Genomic DNA, 21,731 nt, shown 5'->3' on the forward strand with positions numbered 1-21,731 from the left:
TGGAATCGAGGAATCTGCCTCTTTAGGGGTAGTTCTGTAATTATTAATAAAAATCTTTTTCTTATCTTTTCCATTACACTTCTTTTTTACCTAACCAAATCTCTGCATCACATGCAGATCTTTCGACTTCTGAATCTGAGAAGATTTCTTTCGTTTAGCATGACTTGGAAAGTGCAAGTATTTTTGCATTAATAAATTTCAATGTAAACTTTGTTTATAAAAAATATATCAACCAAAAAAACCTCCAAATTTTTCTTTGGAGGTTTTTATATCAAGTTATTATATTATTTTTTGAGATTACTTGGTCAAATCACGTTCCCAATATCTCATCTCTGTTACTAGTTCTACTACTTTATCGCTATTTTCTTTATCTAGAACTAAGATTCCTGGTTCTTCTCTTCTATCTTCTGTTAAATATTCGACAGAATCTTTTGCAACAATTAAAGGTATGAAATATTTATAAGCATCTTCTACAAATTGATTAATTTCTCCTTTATATTTTGGTTCTAAACCTTCTAATCCAGCAACATAAATCGCATCATACAGTACAGTATCAGTGGAGATGAATGTTTCTTTTATTTCATGTTTTTTACCGCCAATATTCATATATCCCAACTTATCAGAAATAATATCTACATACATTCCAGATTTTTCCATTGCTTCTATTGCTGGCTCAACTAGTGTTTTATCAAAAGTATCTCTAATCAACACTCCCACTTTTAAAGTGTTTGGTTTTTTAGGTTGTTTAGCTAAAGACAATGCCGGTGATTTATCTACAGATTTACCACCATATTTTATATCTTCGCCATCGTCTGAACCTGTTGTATCATCTTCATACGGATTCTTTTGTTTTTCTGGTGTTAAACCTAAATATTCTCCCACTTCTTTTGCTGCATCTTCATCTACACGCATCAACAAATTGATAACTTGTTGGCGTACTTCTGGTTTTGTAACTTTCGTAAGTTCAAATTTAAATCCTGCCAAAGTGTGTTCTTTTTCCCAATCAGTTAGAGAATCAAAATAGAGCTTGGCTTGAGTATAAAAATCCAAGAATTTTTTAGGCTTGGACCTAGTTTTAAATCCACCCACTGTTTGACGCAACACTTCATATCCACCATCAGAAGTAGCTGCAACTTTTGGATCATTATCAGACAATGAATTATGAGAATAGTTTGTCTGTGAAGTGTGAATTTTTGTTTGATGTTGTCCATCTCTTTGATTATTACGAACATCAACTAAAGGTCTATTTATTGGTAAATGCTGAAAATTAGGCCCACCTAATCTGTGCATTTGTGTATCAGTGTATGAAAATATTCTGCCTTGTAATAATGGATCATTACTTGGTTCAATGCCTGGTACAAAATTACCTGGGTGAAACGCAGCTTGTTCTGTTTCTGCAAAAAAGTTTTCTACATTTCTATTTAACTCTAAAGTTCCAAATTCGGTTACTGGCACAATTTCTTCCGGCCACAACTTAGTTGGATCTAAGATATCAAAATCAAACATAAATTCTTCATCTTCTTCAATAATTTGTGCACCAAAAGTCCATCGTGGGTAATCGCCTTTATCTATTGCTTCAGTTAAATCTTTTCTATGAAAGTCTGGATCTCTACCTTGTAATTTTTGAGCTTCATCCCAAATTAATGAATGTGCTCCAAGTTCAGGTTTGAAATGGAATCTCACAAAATATGCTACTCCATCTTCATTTACTAAACGATAAGTGTGTATTCCAAAACCTTCAACCATTCTCATAGAACGGGGAATTGCACGGTCGCTCATTTGCCAAAATACATTGTGTATAGTTTCAGGGTTATTCGCTACAAAATCCCAAAAATTTGTATGAGCAGATTGACCTTGTGGCACTTCAGTTTTTGGTTCAGGCTTAACAGAATGGATTAAATCAGGGAATTTTATTGCATCCTGTATAAAGAACACAGCATGAGTTAATCCAGGAATATCAAAATTTCCTTCTTGAGTATAAAATTTAACAGCAAATCCATGAGGATCACGCACAGTATCAGCAGAACCTTTGGATCCTTGAACTGTAGAAAATCTTAAAAATACTGGAGTTTCTTTTCCTTTACCCCTCAGAAAATCAGCTGAGGTATACTTGCTCATATCATTTGTAACAGTAAAAGTACCATGAGCCCCTACTCCACGAGCATGAACAACTCTTTCAGGAATTCTTTCTCTATCGAAATGTTGCATTTTTTCTTGGTGATGAAAATCTTGCAATAGAGAAGGACCTCTTTGGCCTGCTTTTAATGTTTCAGTATCATTACTTACTCTCACACCTTCGTTAGTAGACATAAATTTACCTTTTTCATCTACATAGAAGTTTTCCAATTGACTTAATTTATCATTTTTCTTTTTATTATCAGCCATTTTTTCTCCTTCCTAAGTGTTCAATAAAATATAATTATATTTTGCTATTAAAGCAAATATTTGAATTTAAGTTATAGTTTTTACTTTAAATTTATTACCCGTAATATTTTCAAATAAATAATATTAGTTCTACTCTAATTTATTAAAACTGCTAAAGCACTGTATTTTACTGATTATTTAATTACGTTAAAATATTTTTATATTTATATTTTAAAATTAATACTATTTAATTAAAAAATCGAATTTAGAGTTCTATTTAAATTAGATTCTAAATCCGATTTTCATACACTTATTTTTCTGATGAAATTTAAATATTATTTATCAAATAACTTAGTTATAGCAACAGCCACCTCACCACGAGAGATATTGCTTTTTGGATCGAATTTGTTATTGTCTCTTCCTTCTAACAAATTCCTTTGAGTGGCTTTATTTACATCATCTTTTGCCCAATCCGAAATCTCTGAATTATCAATATAATTTTTATCAGAAACAGTATCAAATTTTTTGTCTAAATTATCCACATATCTGTTTAAAATAGCAGCTATTTCTTCCCTCGATATACTTTTGTCTTTTTTAAAAGTATTGTCTTCATACCCTGCTATAATATTATTTTCTCTAGCCCAATTAATATAAGCTGACTCTTCTGAATTTTTATCTATATCTTTAAAACTCTGACCTTTATATTTCTCAATATTTATATTTTCAAGTTTAGCCATTGCCTTTACAATATCAAGTCTTGTAGAGTTTTTGTTAGGATAAAAGTTATTGTCATATACATCCATAAGTCCTCTTTCAACTACTTGGTTGATATAATTGTAAGCCCAATGCCCTTTTATATCATTAGGAATTTTACTAATTTTTTTATTTTCTTTAGCTTCTTCATTAGTTGGCAATAATTTTATTCTATTATCTCTGTTTAAACTGTCATGGCTATTTTTTCTATCTGCCCTATCGTGACTATCGTTTATAATATTATCTTGACTGTTATTATTTTCTATTTTTTTAGCAAAATCAAATCTTTTGTTGAAATCTAAATTTAAGACATCATCATTTCCAGCACCATTCATATAATTAACATCAAAAAATGTTTTTTCATTTAATCCTAGACTTGCAGCATAAGGCGAAAAAGTTTTTAAATAAATTCTATTATCATCTTCATCAAATTCTGCAAATTTGAAAAATGAATTTCCTCCATTATATGAAAATTGATAATCGGCAAGTATTACATGAACAGAATTACCATAACTATTTTCATACTTTTTATTACCAGCCCCATGGAAATGCCCAGAAAAAGTCATAAATACTTGATTATAATCTTTTATAACATTCCAGACTTTTTCCCCCACTTCAGAAATTTGCACAGAACTAGGTTCAGTGTCAGAACAATCAGCAATATTATGTGCTACAATAATTGTAGGATTATCTGGATTAGATTTTAAAATATCTTCGAACCATTCACTGTCTCTCCCAAAATCATACCAAGACAATCCTATCATCAAATACTTATAGGAGCCTGCTTTAATTTTCATATAAGAAGATCTGCCAGAAGGAGAATCATTTATTAACTCTTGTTGCATATTATGAAATTCAGAATCTTTGCCAAAATAATTGGAATAATATAAATCTCCTGGATTATTATTCGGATTCATGTAAAATTTTTCATCATTATATCCACTTTCTTCAGGTTCATAGTCATGATTTCCAGGAACAACTAATGTTTTTATATTATTTTTAGGTAATTTATAAAATACATCTCTTGAAGTCATAAATTGCACTTCATCGTCAAAATTTTCAACTACATCTCCTAAATGTGCTACAGCTTTTATGTTGCCAATATCTTTTAAGCCAATTAATTCATCAATTCCTATATCCATAACATCTCTTTTGAATTTAACTGTATTTTGAGTATCAGGTATGAATACAAAATTGTAGTTATCTCTATTATTCAAACTAAAAGAATCATTTCTACCAAAATCTTTGGCTAAACTTTCTGGATTTTCAATTAGCCATTCACTCTTTGGCAATGCTCTTTTTGAAATTCTAATCTCTTCAATATTTCCATTTAAAAATTTATCTAAAGTTTGATTGCCTTCTTTCCACCAAGATGAACCAATTCTAAATCTTCCATCATTAGGGTCGGCATACATGCCAATCATTTTAGAATCAGAAGTAGATTCAAAATTTCTAAAACTTTCTGCTCCATTTAAATATGATTTAATATTTCCTTCTTCATCACAAGTTATCGCTAGATGATACCATTGACCTCCCTTGTCCATAGCTATAGACCAAGCTGCTGATTTCATCTCATAGCTATCTTCCATATTTGCAGTTAAATATTGAAATTCTTTACAATTAGATACAGCAAGAGAAGTCGAACCAAGCTCAGGTTCATCCATAGATTTTATGCTGCTGACATCAGAAAGTTGTCTAGCTAATAGCCCCATCCACTTGTCATTATTTGTCCAATCGTTTGGCAAGAAATAAATAACTTCAATAGTATAACCATTTTCAAAAGTTTCTTTGTTTATAGGAGCATTATTATTTGTTATAAAATCTGCTCCTTTATCTTTAGCAATACCTGAAAACTCTATACTTCCATTACCCATAATGCTTTCATTGGAGAAATTTAGATAATTGTCCCATTTTTCGGCACTTTTATTTTCAGTCAAATGTCCATTTTGATAAGTTTGCATCACTAAATCATTTCCATTATTAGAAACATCTTTAATTTGAAGAGTTCCATCTGGAATTTCTCCACTTGCGTTTTCTCTACTAAATTTCCATTGTGCTGCTACATCATCTTTACTCACTTCAGCAGCTATTAATTTCATTGGCATTAAACCAATAAATAATACAAATATTAAAATCGTTGCAATTACAGATTTCAATATTTGGTTTGCATAATTTCTCATATATCCCCTATAAAATACAATTTTTCTCGTCAGTTAATATACAAAAAGACTATTGATTTCAAATTAATGAAAAGTAAATAAATTGTAAATTATATTAAAATCTAGAAAATACATTTTTGTATTAGTCTATTGTATGCATTATAAAAAAATATTTATAGAAATAATTCCGCACAAAATAGAGCATACATTTTTTTAAACGAGCAATATAAATCTTATAATTAACAATAAAAACTAATACTAAAACCCGTTTGAAATTGAGTTATGATAAATCTATTTTTAAATAGATGCTAGAACAAAATATTATTAAATAAAGTAAAATAAAAAGAGTTTCAACAAAAGTCAAAACTCTCTAAATTTAAATATTTAAAAATTCTTTTTCTACGATTTCTCCAAGCTTTTCTACAGCTTGTTCTTCATCTACACCTTCAGCATATATCGTGATTTCTTCACCGATAAATGCTCCCAAACTCATTATTCCAATTATTGATTTACCATTTACTTTTTCACCATGTGCTTCTAAATTGATATCACTTGCAAATTTGTTTGCTTCTCGTACAAATAAAGCTGCTGCTCTTGCGTGAAGCCCATCTTCATTACTTAGTACTACCGTCTTACTTTTCATTATCAACACCTCTTAAATTGTCTGCAATTTTCTTTAACTTTTTAAATCTATAATTTACTGTGGACTTTGATACTTGTGGATTGAGAGAATTCGCTATATCCTTTAAGCTAAGATATCTATCAGCAAGCCTGATTTCCGCTAATTCTTTCAAATTTTCATCTAATTTATCTAGCCCCAATTTTTCTTCTATCACTCTAATGTCTTCTATCTGATCATAGGAAGATTTGACAGTCTTAGATAGGTTGGCAGTTTCGCAATTTACTATCCGATTGACATTATTCCTCATATCTTTTAATACTCGAATATTTTCAAAATCGAGCATTGACTTATATGCCCCTACTATCGAAAGAAGATCACTAATTTGTTCTGCCTCTTTGAGATATACTATATATTTTCCCTTTCTAGTGGTAACTTTTGAATGAAGATTAAAATAATTTATCATCTGCTGCAAAAATATTGCATTCTCTTCATTTTCAGATACAAACTCAAGGTGATAGTTTTTCTCTGGGTTAGTAACAGAACCCGAACCCAAAAATGCTCCTCTTATGTAGGCCTTTTTTTCTACAGAAGTTCGCACAAGTTCATGTGGCGAATAATTTTTAATAAATACGTTTTCACCTCTTGTATATTTTAACTCATCTAAGAGCACTCTGCAAGACTCATTGTCATCAAGATTAATAATGTATAAATTTTTATTTAATTGTGTAGCTCTTACATTTTTAACTTCGACATCAAATCCAAAAGTTCTCCTCAAAAAAGTGAAGACTCGTCTGGCAGTTGGTGCATTTTCTGTGACATATTCAACCTTTATGCCTTCTTTGCCATAATAAAGCGTAGCACACATTGGCGTTAGTCCAGAAAGTTCAGCTAGTATTAAATTAAAGCTTTCAACTTTTATTTTGGCAACTTCGTCTTTTACTTGAGAAGAAAAGCTCATTAAAATCACCCCAAAATTCCTGCAACTAATTTTCTTAATATTAATTTAAAGATAATTAGTTACGAAAACAATCATATCTATTATAACAGATTTTTAAATCTTTTCACTAAATTTTATCAATTCTTTATAGAAAAATAATGTATTTTTAATTATTATTTCTCATTGTGGTCTTCATATCAAATTATGAAAAATTTAGAATATAAAAAGCCTGGAAAACTTTTACCAGACTTTTTATAATTATTTATTTTTCTTTTGTATTAGTTTGCTCTTTATTAGAATTATTCTTCGCATTTTCTACTTTTTTAGAATTATTTGCAGAATTATTCTTTGCATTAGTTTCTTTTGTCTCTTGTGAAGATTTTGGAGCTTCAATTACACCATAATTTTTATATTCTTCAGGTAAGTTTACTTCCTCTTTTGTATTTACATAAAGTTTAATTTTTGAATCTTTTCTAAGTTTTTCTAAATAATCTTTGAATTTATTTTGTTGCATTGTAGTTTCAATTTGAGGTTTTGCTTTATCAAAATCTATACCCTTTTTTTCCTCAAGTTTTATAACATGGTAACCATAATTAGATTGAATAGGTTCAGATATATCGCCAACTTTCATTTTAGCAATTGCATCATCAAATTGTGGAACCATTTGTCCATTTGTGAATTCTCCTAATTCTCCGCCATTTTTCCCACTAGCAGTGTCAAGTGATTTTTCTTTTGCTATTTTAGCAAAATCTCCACCTTTAAGTATTTCTTTTCTAATTACATTTGCCTCTTTTAAATCAGAAACTAAAATATGAGATGCTTTTGCTTTGTAAAATGAATTTTTATTATCTTCATAATATTTTTTCATTTCTTCATCAGTTGGTTTTAGCTCTGCTAATTTTTTTTCTGTGTATTGACTAGCCATTTTTTGTTTCATTAGATTTTCTTTTAAGAAATCTTCTGGCATATTATTTTGTTTCAAAAATGCTTGATATGCTTCTTCGCCACCAATTTGAGCCTTCACATTTTCAATTTCTTTATTGGCATCTTCTTCAGTAACTTTAATTCCTAATTTTTCGGCATCTTGCCTAATCATTTCAGTTTCAGTTAAGTCCTGCATTGTTTGTTCTCTAAGAAGCTCATCAGTGGATTTTTTACTCTCTGGATCTTCTTGATTTAATATATCTTCTCCATATTGAGATTTCAATTGGTTTGTTCTTGCAGCATAAGATTTATAATAATCTTCCATTGGTATTTCGACCCCACCAACTTCAGCTGCAACTCCTTCTTTCTTGCCACACGCAGCAAGTGATAATGCTAAAACAGCTGCCAAAGAAACAGCCGATAATTTTTTTAAAAACATAATTCTCTCCTTTACTTCCTATTTTCTCATTATATTTATTCATTATACACTATATTTAGGATGCTTTTGTGTCCTTTTTGTGTAAATTTACTATTGCTATTAATTTTTTAAGAGATTCTATTGGATATTTCAATTTGCTAATTGTTATGATATTTGTTTCTCCAAGTGAATATTCAATATTTTCAAATTCATTATTTAATTCCATAACTACTTCAAGAGATATTTCCCTTGTTATTTTTATTTCATAACTATCATTTTTTTGAATAATGGAATCAATTTTAGCCTCTTCTGCTTTAGATTTTAGAAGTGCTATATCCATCAAATTAGTTACTTCTTCTGGCAAATCCGAAAATCTATCTATCAACTCATCTATTAAATCAGAATACGCCTCTTCAGAATTTAGAACTGAAATCTTTTTATATATTTCAAGTCTTTGTGCATCATCTTCAATATAAGACTTTGGTATAAATGAATCGATTTTTAAATCGATCGTTGTATTAAACTCTTCTTCTGGTTCAATTCCTTTAAGTTTCGAAATTGCATCTTTTAAATACTTCATATATAAGTCGTAACCAATTTGATCAATATGACCAGATTGCCTTGAACCTAATATTGAACCCGAACCTCTTATTTCCAAATCACGAAGAGCTATTTTATGACCTGAACCAAATTCGGTAAATTCTTTAATTGCAGTAAGTCTTTTCTCGGCTACTTCTGATATTGCAGAACCTTTTTCGTAAGTGAAATAAGCATAGGCAATTCGAGAAGAGCGTCCAATTCTACCACGAAGTTGATAAAGTTGAGATAAACCAAGTTTATTGGCATCTGTTATTATCATTGTATTGGCATTTGACACATCCATTCCCGTTTCAATAATTGTTGAACATACTAATACATCAGTTTCTCCATTGATAAAATCAATCATAGTATCTTCTAATAATTTTTCACTCATTTGCCCATTTGCCATGGCAAAACTCACCTCTGGCACTAATTTTCTTAGTTCTCCAATTTTACTTTCCATATTTGAAACTTTATTGTATACAAAATATACTTGTCCACCTCTGTCAACTTCTCTAAGTATTGCTTCTCTAACTAAAAGTTCATTGTATTCCATTACATAAGTTTCCACAGGAAATCTCTCTTCTGGAGGATCTTCAATAACAGACATATCTCTTATTCCAATCATAGACATTTGCAATGTACGAGGAATTGGTGTCGCAGTTAAAGTTAGTGTATCTACATTTTCTTTTAACATTTTGAGCTTTTCCTTGTGACGAACCCCAAATCGCTGTTCTTCATCTATAATTAGAAGCCCCAAATCTTTAAATTTTACATCTTTTGACAACAATCTATGAGTGCCGACTATTATATCAATATTTCCATTCTTTAAACCTTCGATATCTTGCTTTTGCTCTTTTTTTGATCTAAATCTACTGAGTAAACCTACTCCCACAGGAAAATTTTTAAATCTGTCAATCATAGTATTATAATGTTGCTGTGCAAGTATAGTAGTGGGAACTAAAAATGCTACTTGTTTACCGTCAAGTATTGCTTTAAATGCAGCTCTAAGTGCCACTTCTGTTTTTCCATACCCCACATCAGCACAAAGGAGTCTATCCATTGGTCTATGTTTTTGCATATCCTCTTTAATTTCTTCAGAACTTTCTAATTGACCTTCCGTTTCTTCATAAATAAACGCATCTTCAAACTCTCTTTGATACTCGTTGTCACCACTAAAAGAATATCCAGGTGTACTTTCTCTTTTTGCATAAAGTTCAATAAGTTCGTCAGCCATTTCATCAATAGATTTCTTAGCTTTTGACTTTTTCTTTTTCCACTCGATTGAATTTAATTTATTGACTTTCGGTTGAGTAGCTCCATCATGTATATATTTATAGATAGAGTCTAAACTTTCTATTGGTAAAAAGAGTTTGTCATCTCCAGAGTACTTGATTACAATATAATCTCTTTGAATATTTTGAACAGTTAGCCTAGAAGTACCCACATACTTTCCAATACCGTGATCTTCGTGAACTACATAGTCGCCAACTTTCAAATCTTCAAAATTTAATTTTTTCCCTTTTTTAGACTTTTTCTTTTTCTTCTTAGCATAAGTCCCATAAATTTCGGAATAATTGATAAAAACTGTTTTAGAATCAGAAAACTCAACGCCACTATTTAAAGAGCCTTCAGTCACTATTAAATTAGTATTTTTTTTGTTATCATCAATTTTTTTAGCAAAGTATGGCGAATAACCTATTTCTATTAGATGTTCAAATAACCTCTTTGTCCTCTTTTCAGTAGAGCCCAGAAGTATAATATTAAAATTATTTTTTAAATAATAATCTAAATCTTCTTTAAATAATTTAATCCTTGAACCATACGAAGTTACCGTCTTCAATTTTAAATTAATTATATCCTGCGGTCTGAATTCTTTTGGTGGTTTTACAATTGTATTAAAAGTCACCAATTTTTTATTATTTAAATTCGCAATAATATCATTATAATTATAGACTACATTTTCATGAGCCTTAGTAACTTCACCATGAGTTATTAGATTTGAAATCTTTTCACTATTTTGGAGTGCTATTTCAGCTTGTCTCTCGATTGACCTATTGGGTTCATCTATGAAAAATACAAAATCTTCCATATAATCTATTATAGAAGAAACCTTATTTTCATCAACATAAGGTATTATTAAATCAGTATTGTTTACGTTCTCACCAATAGATAGTTTATCAATATATTTAGAAAATTTATCATTTAATCTATCTTTTTCTTTACCTGAAAGCTTAGTCTTAGATATGTCTTTCTTTATTTTTTCTGCTATTTCTAATTTTTCGTCACTGTCAAGTATTAAATCTATAATAGGAAAAATTTCAATACTATCAACAATATCTATTGACCTTTGCGTTTCCAACTCAAAAGTTCTCATTGAGTCTATTTCATCATCAAAAAGCTCTATTCTATAATTTTCATCACCTGTTGCAATGTCAATTATAGAGCCCTTTATAGAAAACTGCCCAATACCTTCTACATAAGGGTATCTCTCATAACCCATTTCTACTAGATTTTTAGATAATTCTTCTAAATCAATTGTAGAATTAGCATCAAGATCAATTTTTCTTTTTAAAAATATTTCTCTATTAGAAATCTTCGCAGTAAGTGCATCTAATGTAGTAATAACAATATTTGCCCTATTTAATCCAACTGTTGCTATTGCTTCGAGTCTTTTTTGTATATTTTCTTTAGATTTAGAATCTCTGTCATAGAGAAATAAATCTTTCTCTGAATATAAAACTCCCTTTAAACTAGAAATATTTTGTATATCCTCATAAAATTTTCTAGCAGCTATCCTATTCTGTGCAACAATACAGATATTTGTTTCATTTGCCATTGCCATAGAATATAGCGGTATAACTGGAGCCTCTGCTCCAAAAACTGCAACATTGTCGTGATTTTGTAATGACAATTTTAAATTTTTATAAGATATTAAATTGTCTACAGTTTTAGATAAAAAACTCAAAATATCACCTTCAATAAATATTGTTGTTGTAATTATTCATGGCTTTTTCTATGCCATCTCGTATACACAACATCACTGCATCTGCACAAGCTTCTATAGCATTTTCAATATGTTTCCTATCTTTAGATGGAAAATTAGACAGCACAAAAGAAGCCAGGTCTTCGTTTGGGTGTTTTTTTCCAACCCCAATTTTAAACCTAGCAAACTCTTTTGAACCTGTTAAATTTACAATAGATTTAAGCCCATTATGAGTGCCCGCCGAGCCATTTTTTTTGATTTTTAATTGTGCAAATTCAATATCAATATCATCTGCTACTACTAACAAATCTTTGGGCTCTAATTTATAAAAATTAAGAATTTCTACTATTGATTCACCAGAATTATTCATAAAAGTTTGAGGCTTTAGGAGAGTCACCTTTTCATCGGCAATTCTACCTTCTCCTACAAGCCCCTTAAATTTAATTTTATTCACTTTTATATTTAATTTATCTGCAAGTGTATCAATAGTTTGAAATCCGACATTATGTCTTGTGCCTTCATATTTCTTGCCAGGATTACCCAGCCCAACTATTATATACAAAAAATCACCTTAATCAAACATTTCACTAACTGATGTTGAAGTGTTAATTCTCTTAATTGCTGAAGCAAATATTGGTGCTACAGATACAATGTCAATTTTATCAATTTTCTTTTCTTCTGATAGTTCAATAGTATCTGTAATCACAAATTTTTCAAGAGAAGACTTTTTAATTCTTTCAATTGCAGGACCAGAAAGCACTCCATGAGTAGCTGCACCATATACATATTTTGCTCCACGCTTTCTAAGAGCATCAGCAGCTTGAGTTATAGTTCCTGCTGTATCTGCAATATCATCTACAAGTATAGCAGATTTACCATCAACATCGCCTATAATATTCATAACTTCACTTACATTTGCCTTTGGACGGCGTTTTTCAATAATTGCTATTGGAAGATTTAGTTCATTGGCAAATTTTCTAGTTCTAGTAACCCCTCCTAAATCAGGAGAAACTACAACAAAATCATCTTCTTTTACTATATCTTTAAAGTATCTTGCTAAATAAGGAACTGCAGTCAAATGGTCTACTGGAATATCAAAATAACCTTGTATTTGACCAGCATGTAAATCCATAGCAACAACTCTATCTGCTCCTGCTCTTGTCAATAAATCTGCAACAAGTTTTGAAGTAATAGGCTCTCTCGCTTTAGTCTTTCTATCTTGTCTTGCATAACCATAATATGGTATAACAGCATTAATTCTTCCTGCAGAAGCTCTTTTAAGTGCATCAATCAAAATTAAAAGTTCCATTAAATTATCATTAACAGGTGCTGAAGTCGATTGAATAATAAAAGCATCCTTGCCTCTTACAGAAATCCCAATGTCAATAGAAATTTCACCATCTGAAAAAGTAGAAACTTTGCAAGCTCCTTTTTCAATACCCAAATTTTCTGTTATTTTGTCAACTAAACTGTGATTCGAATTACCAGTAAAAACAACAATATCTCCATTAACAGTACTCATAATATCCCCCTATTTCATAAATCCTTTGCGAAGCACCCAACCATCTATATTTTTTTGATCAGCTCTTTCAAGTGAAAGTTGACCTTTAAAAACTTTTTTAGTAATTGTAGAACCTGCAGCAATATAAGCATTATCTTCAACTTCAAGTGGTGCAACAATATTAGAATTTGAACCAATAAATGCATTATCACCAATTGTCGATCTAAATTTATCACGACCATTATAATTTACAAATACAACACCACAACCAATATTTACATTCTTTCCAATATCAGCATCTCCAACATAAGCTAAATGACTCATTTTAGAACCATCACCTATATTTGAATTTTTAATCTCAACAAAATTACCGACCTTACAATTTTTGCCCACATTTGAATTAGGACGTAGATGAGCATAAGGTCCAATTTTAGTACCAAAACCGACTACTGAACTTTCAATTTCAGATGATTTTATCTCTACATCTTCTTCTATTATAGAGTCATAAATTTTTGAATCATATATAACAGAACCACTTTTAATTTCAGAATTTTTATCTATATAAGTACCCGGAAAAATTGTAACATCAGATTCAATTTTAGCACCAAATTCAATATAAGTGGAATATGGATCAATTAAAGTTACACCTTCAACCATGTACTTTTTATTAATTTCTCTTCTCAAAATTTTAGCCGCATTAGATAATTCATATCTAGAATTTACGCCCCAAATTTCATTAGGATCTTTTATCTTAAATGAACCAACTTTTTCACTTGCTCCAACCAATATTTCAAGTGCATCTGTCAGATACATTTCATGAGCTGCGTTATCGGTATCTAAATTATTGATAGCATATTTTAACGCACTACCTTTAAAAGCAAAAATACCTGAATTAATTTCTCTGATTAATTTTTCTTTTTCATTTGCATCTTTTTCTTCCACAATAGCTTTTATATTAGCATCTTCATCACGGACAATTCTACCGTAATTAGTAGGATTTGGCATATCCGCTGTGAGCACTGTCATAGCATTTTGTCTACATTCATGAAATTTTAAAAAACAATCTATTGTAGAGTCTGAAATAAGTGGAGTATCACCATTTAAAATAATTACTGTATCATCATCATCTATAGAGTCAATAGCAGTTGAAACTGCAAAACCTGTACCATATGGATACTCATCACCAATAGGTTGCTCAATAAAATCTACATTCGCTTCATCATTGAATTTGTCCTTTACTTTTTCCTTATTATGTCCTACAACAACTAAGTTCTTAGAAATATCTGCCTTTTTACAAGAATTTAAAACATAAAAAAGCATAGGTCTTCCAAGAATTTCGTGTAGAACTTTTGGAACTTTGGACTTCATTCTAGTTCCCTCTCCTGCTGCCAGGATAATCGAAACTTTCATACAACACCTCTTCATTAATTTGCTTCTTCTATTATAACGAAGAAAGGCTGATATGTTCAAGATGAAAAGCAAATAATTTTATAATTTGAATAATTATATAATTTTAAAGATTAAAAATAATATTAATAATTCATTTAGTTGTGGAATAAGTAGATATACTATAATCAATATTCTCAAAATTAACATCAGAAAACACCTATTTATTGAATTAAGAAAAGATATAATTAATGAGAAAACTTCTATTAAAAGCTTTACACAAAAATATCAAAAATTTTATATATTCAATATTCTAAAATTTTATATTTATTGCATTATAAACTTGACAAATTTTATAAACAATATTATACTTAAAAATAAATTGAGGAGAGATTCAAATGTTAAACGCAGAAATTAAAAAATTAAATATTGCACAAACTTTCTGCTGTTGTTCTATAAATAATTTTATAGGACTTGTTTGAATGTTTAATCAAAAGTTTGTTATTTAAGGACATGTGATTAATCATATGTCCTTTTTTTATATTAAAAAAGGAGTATTAAAGATGACAAAATTATTAGAAACAATAGGTAACTCACAACTTGTACAATTAGAAAGAATTGGAAATGGCAAAATCTTTGTCAAAATAGAAAAATCAAATCCTGGCGGATCTGTTAAAGATAGAGCTGCTCTTTATATGATAAAGGGCGCTATCAAAGATGGAAAACTTAAAAAAGGAATGAAAATTGTAGAGCCTACGAGTGGCAATACTGGAATTGCTCTAGCACTTATCGGGAAGAATCTTGGGTTCGAAGTCGAACTTGTAATGCCAAAATCTATGTCTATTGAAAGAAGAAATTTAATGCAAAGCTATGGAGCAAAACTTATTTTAACTGGAGAAGGCGGCATGCAAACAGCTGTAGACAAAGCAATTGAAATGGCAAAATCAGATGAATATTTTATGCCTAACCAATTTGAAAACAAATATAATGCACTAGCTCATGAAGAAACAACTGGTCCCGAAATATATGAAGATTTAAACGATATTTCTGGTTTTGTTGCTGGCTTTGGTACTGGTGGAACAGTAACAGGTGTAGGTAGATATCTAAAATCTAAAATTGATGATGTTAAAATATGGGCACTTGAACCAGAAGAGTCTCCAATGCTCACAAAAGGAAAAGCTGGAGGACACAAAATTCAAGGAATTGGTGCAAACTTCGTACCAAAAGTATTGGACCAAAATGTTTTAGATAAAGTAATAACAGTAAAATCTGATGAAGCACTTGAGATGGCAAAAAGACTCTCACGTGAAGAAGGCCTTTCAGTAGGTATATCTGCAGGGGCAAATGTTGTTGGCGCACTAAAAATGCTAGAAGAAGTTGGTGGAAATATTGTAACTGTAGCACCGGATACAGCCGAAAGATATATGTCCACAGAATTGTTCAAATGAGATTTTTTAAGGAGCTAAACTCCTATGCCAAATTTATATTAAAAAAAGACCCTGCCTGTAAGAGCATTTTTGAGGCTATCTTTATGTATCCCATAGTCAAATGTATGATTAGACACAGAATAGCACACTATTTTTACAACAAAAATCATACAACACTTGCAAGATGGATTTCGCAAAAAGCTCGCAAAAAAACAGGTATAGAAATCCATCCAGGTGCAAAAATTGGTAAAAATTTATTTATTGACCATGGCATGGCCGTAGTAATTGGCGAAACAGCAGAGATTGGCGACAACTGCCATATGTATCACAATATAACACTTGGTGGAACAGGTTTTGAAAAAGAGGTCAAAAGACATCCTACGGTGGGTAATAATGTTATAATAGGCACAGGAGCAACAGTGCTTGGCCCAGTAAAAATAGGCGACGGTGCAAGGATAGGTGCCGGCGCCCTTGTACTTACAGATATCCCTTCAAATTCTACCGCAGTAGGAGTGCCAGCAAAAGTTGTAAAATTTCATGATCCGGCTGAAAACAAAAATCACTAATTGTAAAGGAGCAATATGTTTTATATAGGAAGTCATCTAAGCACGTCAAAAGGATACAAAAAAATGGCAGAAGATGCCCTCTCAATTTCTGCAAATACTTTTCAATTTTTCTCTAGAAATCCTAGAGGTTCAAAAATGAAAAAACTAGACACCAAAGATTTAGAAAGTATGATAGAAATTATAGAAGAAAATAACTTTGGACCTATACTTGCCCATGCCCCTTACACTCTAAATCCATGTTCAGCAAAAGAAAATGTGCGTGAGTTTGCAAATATAGTATTAAATGAAGATTTGAAAAGATTAGAGTTATTTCCCAAAACATACTATAACTTTCATCCTGGTTCACACACAGGCCTTGGCAAAGAAAAAGCTATAGATATAATAGCAGCAAAATTAAATGATGTAATAGATAAAAACCAAAATACAATGGTTCTATTGGAAACAATGTCCGGCAAAGGAACTGAAGTAGGCAGCACTTTTGAAGAAATTGCAACCATAATAGAAAAGACAAATTACAAAGATAAAATCGGTGTGTGTATGGATACTTGTCATGTACACGAAGCCGGTTACGATATCATAAATAATTTAGACAAAGTGTTAGAAGAATTTGACAACATAATCGGACTTAATTATCTATATGCCATTCATTTAAACGACAGCAAAAATAAAATAGGTGCAGCAAAAGACAGACACGAGAAAATTGGTGAAGGAACTCTTGGTTTAGACACAATTGAAAAAATAATAAATCACGAAAAACTTAGACATCTTCCTTTCTATTTAGAAACACCAAATGAGCTTGATGGTTATGGAAAAGAAATAAAATTATTAAAAAGTTTGAGAAAATAATTTGATAATATTAATAAAAACACAGTTGAGGAAATCTTATATAACTCAACTGTGTTTTTTGCATTAAACATTACAAATATTGTCAAATGTCAGTAAAAATTTTTATATTACTTACTTGTAAATTTTTCAAATAAATATCCCACATTTATAGCTATTAAAAAAATTATCAACTGGATAGTCCAAAAACTAGAATTCCCATATTTATATTTATACAAAGCTATTATTATAATAAAAAAACTTAAATAATAATAATATTTTCTATTTTCTATTTCTTCTTTTTTTAATTTTTTAGCATATATAATCTCAAAAATTATACATACAATTCCTTCTATTAGCATCTCCATTCTACATAAGTATAATCAATAAAAAATCTATGATATGAATCTTCATAAAATCTAGTATATTCCGTTTCTTCTATAATCCTCCAATCCCTTTCACAATGTTTCCAATTATATATTTTATGATAATATACATAATTATTTCCACCATTAAATAAAGCATCTGCTATAGCTGCTGCTGACGCCCCAACACCAGCACCTAAAGGCCCGCCTATTATTGCTCCAGCTATAGCGCCTATTGCTGATATTAAAGCCGTTCTCCCTAAATTGCCTATATATTTGTATCCATCGGATTCCTCTGTAATCCAATCATAATTATTTACATAGGGTACAACTTTATTATTGTCAATTTTTAGATTATCTTTTAAATTAACATCCCAATTTTTATCTTTTCCTTTTTCTGAATCGATGCATACATTCATTATGCCTTCATCATCAATGTTAGTATACTGAGTTTCAATTTTGACATATTTACCGTTTACTAATTTAAATAACTGACTTTTTGTTTCTTTGAATTCGCCATCAGCTTCGTCTATTCTTTTATACTGAATATCTCCCTCAGTATATTCATAAATAGCCTTATACTTATCTTCCAATGAAGATTCTTCAATCATTTTTAAATTTTCTCTTTTCCCAGAAGGTTTTTGCAAATTAATCTCATTTGCATATACAATTGGATTTCCTATTGATACGAATGAGATTATAAGTGCTAAAAATAAATTTAAACATCTAATAACCCTTTTCAAAAAATCATTTCCTTTAAATACTTAATACTGTAATAAGTCAACATAATTTTAACAACAAAATGTAATAAACTCATCAATCCTATGTTAACTTTTCGTAATTTTCTTAATAATTTGGTAGGTATACTTACAATTTTAAGATGTTTATTACTTATAATAAAATTTAAAAAATAAAAACACTGTAATAAAACAACGACTCTATAATATCTGTTAGAGATTTACTCCCTAACAGATATTATAGGGGCCTTTAAACGACAGCAAAAATAAAATAGGTGCAACAAAAGACAGACACGAGAAAATTGGTGAAGGAACTCTTGGTTTAGACACAATTGAAAAAAATAATAAATCACGAAAAACTTAGACATCTTCCTTTCTATTTAGAAACACCAAATGAACTTGATGGTTATGGAAAAGAAATAAAATTCTTAAAAAGTTTGAGAAAATAATTTGATAATATTAATAAAAAGCACAGTTGCTGAACGTATCACTTCAGCGACTGTGCTTTTATTAATATTATTTTTTATTTTTTTGACTTATGGAAACTTTTCGTACAAGATATAAAGCACAAAATATTCCCATAGACTCAAAAAACATTCGAATATTAAAAACATCATTAACACTAAATTGATTAGGTGACATCAATTTTAAAATCAGGCCCATAATCAAGCAGAAAATCAGAAAAGTGACCAAAGTTCCTAAAATGAAATCCTAATCATCTTTTTTGGATTTTTATAACCATCTATTATATACGCTACAATCCAAAGAATAACCCCAATAGTTGCTGGATGAATATTTTTTAGCATAATTCATAATCTCCTAACTACAATAACAATTCATTTACTACAAATTTTATTAAAATTGTTATTATTTTAATAAAACTTTTATTGCCTATCTGTCAATTTTTGTTAGAAATCTAACCAATGCAACTACAAAAATTATTACTAAAAATATAGTTATAATTTTTTTCATAATAAAACTCCTAAATCTTTGTATATAAGCAATTCTCATACTTAGATTGGCTTCTATATGTAAGCGTTATTATTAATAATATAATATATTAAATTAATTTATACGTCAAATAAAAAGACTTAATTTTGAACAGATAAAGTCAAACTTTAAATGTCCAAAACTAAGTCTAATTTTAAGTTTATTAAATTATTTTAAAAGACTGTACAAATTTTTAGGATCTTCAAGAGTAGGAACAAGCACTTCTTCTGTACCTATTTCTTCATCTTCAACTAAATCATAAATAAGTCTTAATATTGAAAAGTCTTCTAATGCAAAACCTACTGAATCAAATATCGTTATGTCGTCATCTTTTCTTTCAATTCGTTTTTTAGTTTTTATAACTTCTGCAATTTCTGTAACTTTAAAATCTTCGCTCATGTGTTGAATTTCCCCTTCAATTCTACTTTGAGGTTCAAATTCTACATATACATCGCCCATAAATAATATGTCGCTTTCAAGTTCAGTTTTGCCCGGACAATCGCCACCAACACAGTTGATGTGAACGCCTTTTTCAATCATGTCCTTAGTAAGTATTACGGCAAATTTTTTGTCAGCAGTTACAGTTGTTATAATATCTACACCCTTGCATGCTTCTTTTGTACTAGAGCATTTGTTCACTTTTAAATCATTTAAATAGCTTAAATTGTCAATTAATTTCTCTGTAGCTTTTTCGTCAACATCATAGCAATTAATTTCATCAATGCCTAACATTTTATGGAATGCTATAGCTTGAAATTCACTTTGACATCCATTTCCGATGAGAGCCATTTTTTTGGAATTTTTTCTAGCTAAATATCTAGCTGCCATCACAGAATTAGCAGCAGTTCTTATTGCAGTTAAAAGCGTCATTTCTGTAAGCATCATTGGATATCCACTTTGAACATCTGCCAAAAGACCTATTGCAACCACAGTTAATAGATTGTCTTTTGGGTTATCAGGGTGTCCATTTACATATTTGCATGTAAATAATTTATCATTTCCAACAGGCATTAGTTCATTTACTCCAACAGGTGAGTGATGAGTTGGACGGGGAATTTTAGCAAAAGAGTCCCAATTGCTATAATCTTCTTCCATATATGGAATTAACTTTTCCATAAGATTTTCAACACCTATTTTTTTTATGTACTCGGACATAGTTTTTAAATCGATATACTTTGTTTTGCCTAACATAACATTTCTCCTTTTAAAATATTTACAAATAGATTTATTTTGTAAAATCTAATAATGTATTTTACGATGTTATGGTAGCACAGTAAATTTTATAGGTAAATAGATTTTGACACAATAAGTTATTTATACAAAATAATAATAATATTTTGTCTATATTTATGAAATAATAAATCTCAAGAAATTGATTCATCTATCCTGCTATCTAGAAACGTTAAGGGAATTTAAGGAATATAAAATAAAAGTCTCTATGTCAAATATTGGGTAGGCTCTTTAATTCGAGTCTCTCTTATTATATAAATAGAAACGGCTCTACCTTTTTTTGTAGAGCCATTTGAGATAATGTAACCTTTGACAAAATGAATACGAGTCAAAGATTATTATTTTTTATAAATTCAGCAGTAATATCCTTTGTATTTCCTTTGTCATCAATTTCAATTACCATTGGTACATAACTAACATTATATTTTTCAATAACTATTTTCTTAATTGACGAACTAACATTAGTATTGTACATTAATATCTTTCTTTCTCGCTTTTTATTATAATCTTTTATTTTTTCTGTTAGTTGTTCACAAGCTGGGCAATCATCTCTATAAAAATATATTTTACCAACATAATTTTTATCTATGTTAATTAAATTAGTTGAATTAACACTTCCAATTTTGTATTCCGAAATGCTTTTATTTACTTTAGTATTTAGATAAAAATTAAATACCAACAAAAAAATCAGAAATACATATAATACAATTTTTAATTTCTGTAAATCTTTCTTTAGATATTCATATAATAAAATCAAACATGGAAATATTATTAAGTTTGTTTTGTATAAAAAATCATATTTGTATATAGAATAATCTCTAAGATAACCATTTAGATAAAAGTTAGTTAAAATTAATAGAATCAATACCCAGATAAAGTCCATATAATTGTGTAAAAAGAATAGGTCATTTGAAACCAAAACTGGTACAATGTTTTTAAGCAAAAAATAAAACAACCAGGAGGAA

16 protein-coding genes are annotated in these 21,731 nt (G+C 29.7%); 3 read left to right on the forward strand and 13 right to left on the reverse strand.

Annotation, left to right across the window (positions count from 1 at the left end; all coding sequences use genetic code 11):
- Positions 1 to 297: 297 nt before the first annotated feature.
- The 9 genes from ABID14_RS07825 to glmU form a co-directional block, all read right to left on the reverse strand.
- Positions 298 to 2,385: a catalase gene (locus tag ABID14_RS07825; protein WP_354368855.1), complete on the reverse strand. Its 2,088-nt coding sequence runs from the start codon at positions 2,383 to 2,385 to the stop codon at positions 298 to 300.
- A 314-nt stretch (positions 2,386 to 2,699) separates the two neighbouring features.
- The gene (locus ABID14_RS07830) at positions 2,700 to 5,297 is read right to left on the reverse strand and encodes an S-layer homology domain-containing protein (protein WP_354368857.1); all 2,598 of its coding nucleotides are present in this window, start codon (positions 5,295 to 5,297) and stop codon (positions 2,700 to 2,702) included.
- A 355-nt stretch (positions 5,298 to 5,652) separates the two neighbouring features.
- The gene (locus tag ABID14_RS07835) at positions 5,653 to 5,919 is read right to left on the reverse strand and encodes an HPr family phosphocarrier protein (RefSeq protein WP_354368859.1); all 267 of its coding nucleotides are present in this window, start codon (positions 5,917 to 5,919) and stop codon (positions 5,653 to 5,655) included.
- Positions 5,909 to 6,856, reverse strand: a complete 948-nt coding sequence (whiA, locus tag ABID14_RS07840; protein ID WP_354368861.1) for a DNA-binding protein WhiA — start codon at positions 6,854 to 6,856, stop codon at positions 5,909 to 5,911. Before whiA ends, ABID14_RS07835 begins: the two co-directional genes overlap by 11 nt.
- A 241-nt stretch (positions 6,857 to 7,097) precedes the next feature.
- Complete coding sequence (locus ABID14_RS07845; protein ID WP_354368863.1) at positions 7,098 to 8,198, reverse strand: peptidylprolyl isomerase; 1,101 nt, start codon at positions 8,196 to 8,198, stop codon at positions 7,098 to 7,100.
- Positions 8,199 to 8,253: 55 nt separating this feature from the next.
- A complete protein-coding gene (gene mfd / locus ABID14_RS07850) occupies positions 8,254 to 11,724 on the reverse strand; it encodes a transcription-repair coupling factor (RefSeq protein WP_354368865.1) in 3,471 nt (1,156 codons plus the stop codon).
- Between the two features lie 10 nt (positions 11,725 to 11,734).
- Positions 11,735 to 12,304 carry an aminoacyl-tRNA hydrolase gene (gene pth, locus ABID14_RS07855; RefSeq protein ID WP_354368867.1) on the reverse strand — a complete coding sequence of 190 codons (570 nt, stop codon included), beginning with the start codon at positions 12,302 to 12,304 and terminating at the stop codon, positions 11,735 to 11,737.
- A 9-nt stretch (positions 12,305 to 12,313) separates the two neighbouring features.
- Entirely contained in the window at positions 12,314 to 13,264 is a 951-nt protein-coding gene (locus ABID14_RS07860; protein ID WP_354368869.1) for a ribose-phosphate diphosphokinase, read from the reverse strand.
- 9 nt (positions 13,265 to 13,273) lie between these two features.
- Positions 13,274 to 14,653, reverse strand: a complete 1,380-nt coding sequence (gene glmU / locus ABID14_RS07865; protein ID WP_354368871.1) for a bifunctional UDP-N-acetylglucosamine diphosphorylase/glucosamine-1-phosphate N-acetyltransferase GlmU — start codon at positions 14,651 to 14,653, stop codon at positions 13,274 to 13,276.
- A 539-nt stretch (positions 14,654 to 15,192) separates the two neighbouring features.
- Between glmU and cysK the strand changes: the two genes are divergently transcribed.
- From cysK to ABID14_RS07880, 3 genes are read left to right on the forward strand one after another with little or no spacing between them, the layout of a single operon-like run.
- A complete protein-coding gene (cysK, locus tag ABID14_RS07870) occupies positions 15,193 to 16,077 on the forward strand; it encodes a cysteine synthase A (RefSeq protein ID WP_354368873.1) in 885 nt (294 codons plus the stop codon).
- Entirely contained in the window at positions 16,074 to 16,622 is a 549-nt protein-coding gene (gene epsC, locus ABID14_RS07875; protein WP_354368875.1) for a serine O-acetyltransferase EpsC, read from the forward strand. Before cysK ends, epsC begins: the two co-directional genes overlap by 4 nt.
- 15 nt (positions 16,623 to 16,637) lie before the next feature.
- On the forward strand, positions 16,638 to 17,468 hold the full coding sequence (locus tag ABID14_RS07880; protein ID WP_354368877.1) for a deoxyribonuclease IV: 831 nt from the start codon (positions 16,638 to 16,640) through the stop codon (positions 17,466 to 17,468).
- A gap of 107 nt (positions 17,469 to 17,575) precedes the next feature.
- Here ABID14_RS07880 and ABID14_RS07885 read toward each other — a convergent pair whose 3' ends face one another.
- The 4 genes from ABID14_RS07885 to ABID14_RS07900 form a co-directional block, all read right to left on the reverse strand.
- Positions 17,576 to 17,812, reverse strand: coding sequence for a hypothetical protein (locus tag ABID14_RS07885; RefSeq protein ID WP_354368879.1), 237 nt, complete (start codon positions 17,810 to 17,812; stop codon positions 17,576 to 17,578).
- Entirely contained in the window at positions 17,800 to 18,552 is a 753-nt protein-coding gene (locus ABID14_RS07890) for a hypothetical protein (protein WP_354368881.1), read from the reverse strand. The genes ABID14_RS07885 and ABID14_RS07890 overlap by 13 nt, the downstream gene beginning before the upstream one ends.
- 1,152 nt (positions 18,553 to 19,704) lie before the next feature.
- A complete protein-coding gene (gene ocd, locus ABID14_RS07895; RefSeq protein WP_354368882.1) occupies positions 19,705 to 20,727 on the reverse strand; it encodes an ornithine cyclodeaminase in 1,023 nt (340 codons plus the stop codon).
- 367 nt (positions 20,728 to 21,094) lie between these two features.
- Positions 21,095 to 21,731 (reverse strand): thioredoxin fold domain-containing protein (locus ABID14_RS07900; protein ID WP_354368883.1); only part of this gene is annotated, 637 nt, incomplete at its 5' end.

Source organism: Peptoniphilus olsenii (assembly GCF_040545475.1).
In the GTDB taxonomy this organism is placed as follows: domain Bacteria; phylum Bacillota; class Clostridia; order Tissierellales; family Peptoniphilaceae; genus Peptoniphilus_A; species Peptoniphilus_A olsenii.

What these genes read in the sequence shown, in the direction of transcription:
- ABID14_RS07825 (WP_354368855.1), bottom strand. Translation starts at nt 2,385, where the DNA reads ATGGCTGATAATAAAAAGAAAAATGATAAATTAAGTCAATTGGAAAAC.
- ABID14_RS07830 (WP_354368857.1), bottom strand. Translation starts at nt 5,297, where the DNA reads ATGAGAAATTATGCAAACCAAATATTGAAATCTGTAATTGCAACGATT.
- ABID14_RS07835 (WP_354368859.1), bottom strand. Translation starts at nt 5,919, where the DNA reads ATGAAAAGTAAGACGGTAGTACTAAGTAATGAAGATGGGCTTCACGCA.
- whiA (WP_354368861.1), bottom strand. Translation starts at nt 6,856, where the DNA reads ATGAGCTTTTCTTCTCAAGTAAAAGACGAAGTTGCCAAAATAAAAGTT.
- ABID14_RS07845 (WP_354368863.1), bottom strand. Translation starts at nt 8,198, where the DNA reads ATGTTTTTAAAAAAATTATCGGCTGTTTCTTTGGCAGCTGTTTTAGCA.
- ABID14_RS07860 (WP_354368869.1), bottom strand. Translation starts at nt 13,264, where the DNA reads ATGAGTACTGTTAATGGAGATATTGTTGTTTTTACTGGTAATTCGAAT.
- glmU (WP_354368871.1), bottom strand. Translation starts at nt 14,653, where the DNA reads ATGAAAGTTTCGATTATCCTGGCAGCAGGAGAGGGAACTAGAATGAAG.
- cysK (WP_354368873.1), top strand. Translation starts at nt 15,193, where the DNA reads ATGACAAAATTATTAGAAACAATAGGTAACTCACAACTTGTACAATTA.
- epsC (WP_354368875.1), top strand. Translation starts at nt 16,074, where the DNA reads ATGAGATTTTTTAAGGAGCTAAACTCCTATGCCAAATTTATATTAAAA.
- ABID14_RS07880 (WP_354368877.1), top strand. Translation starts at nt 16,638, where the DNA reads ATGTTTTATATAGGAAGTCATCTAAGCACGTCAAAAGGATACAAAAAA.
- ABID14_RS07885 (WP_354368879.1), bottom strand. Translation starts at nt 17,812, where the DNA reads ATGGAGATGCTAATAGAAGGAATTGTATGTATAATTTTTGAGATTATA.
- ocd (WP_354368882.1), bottom strand. Translation starts at nt 20,727, where the DNA reads ATGTTAGGCAAAACAAAGTATATCGATTTAAAAACTATGTCCGAGTAC.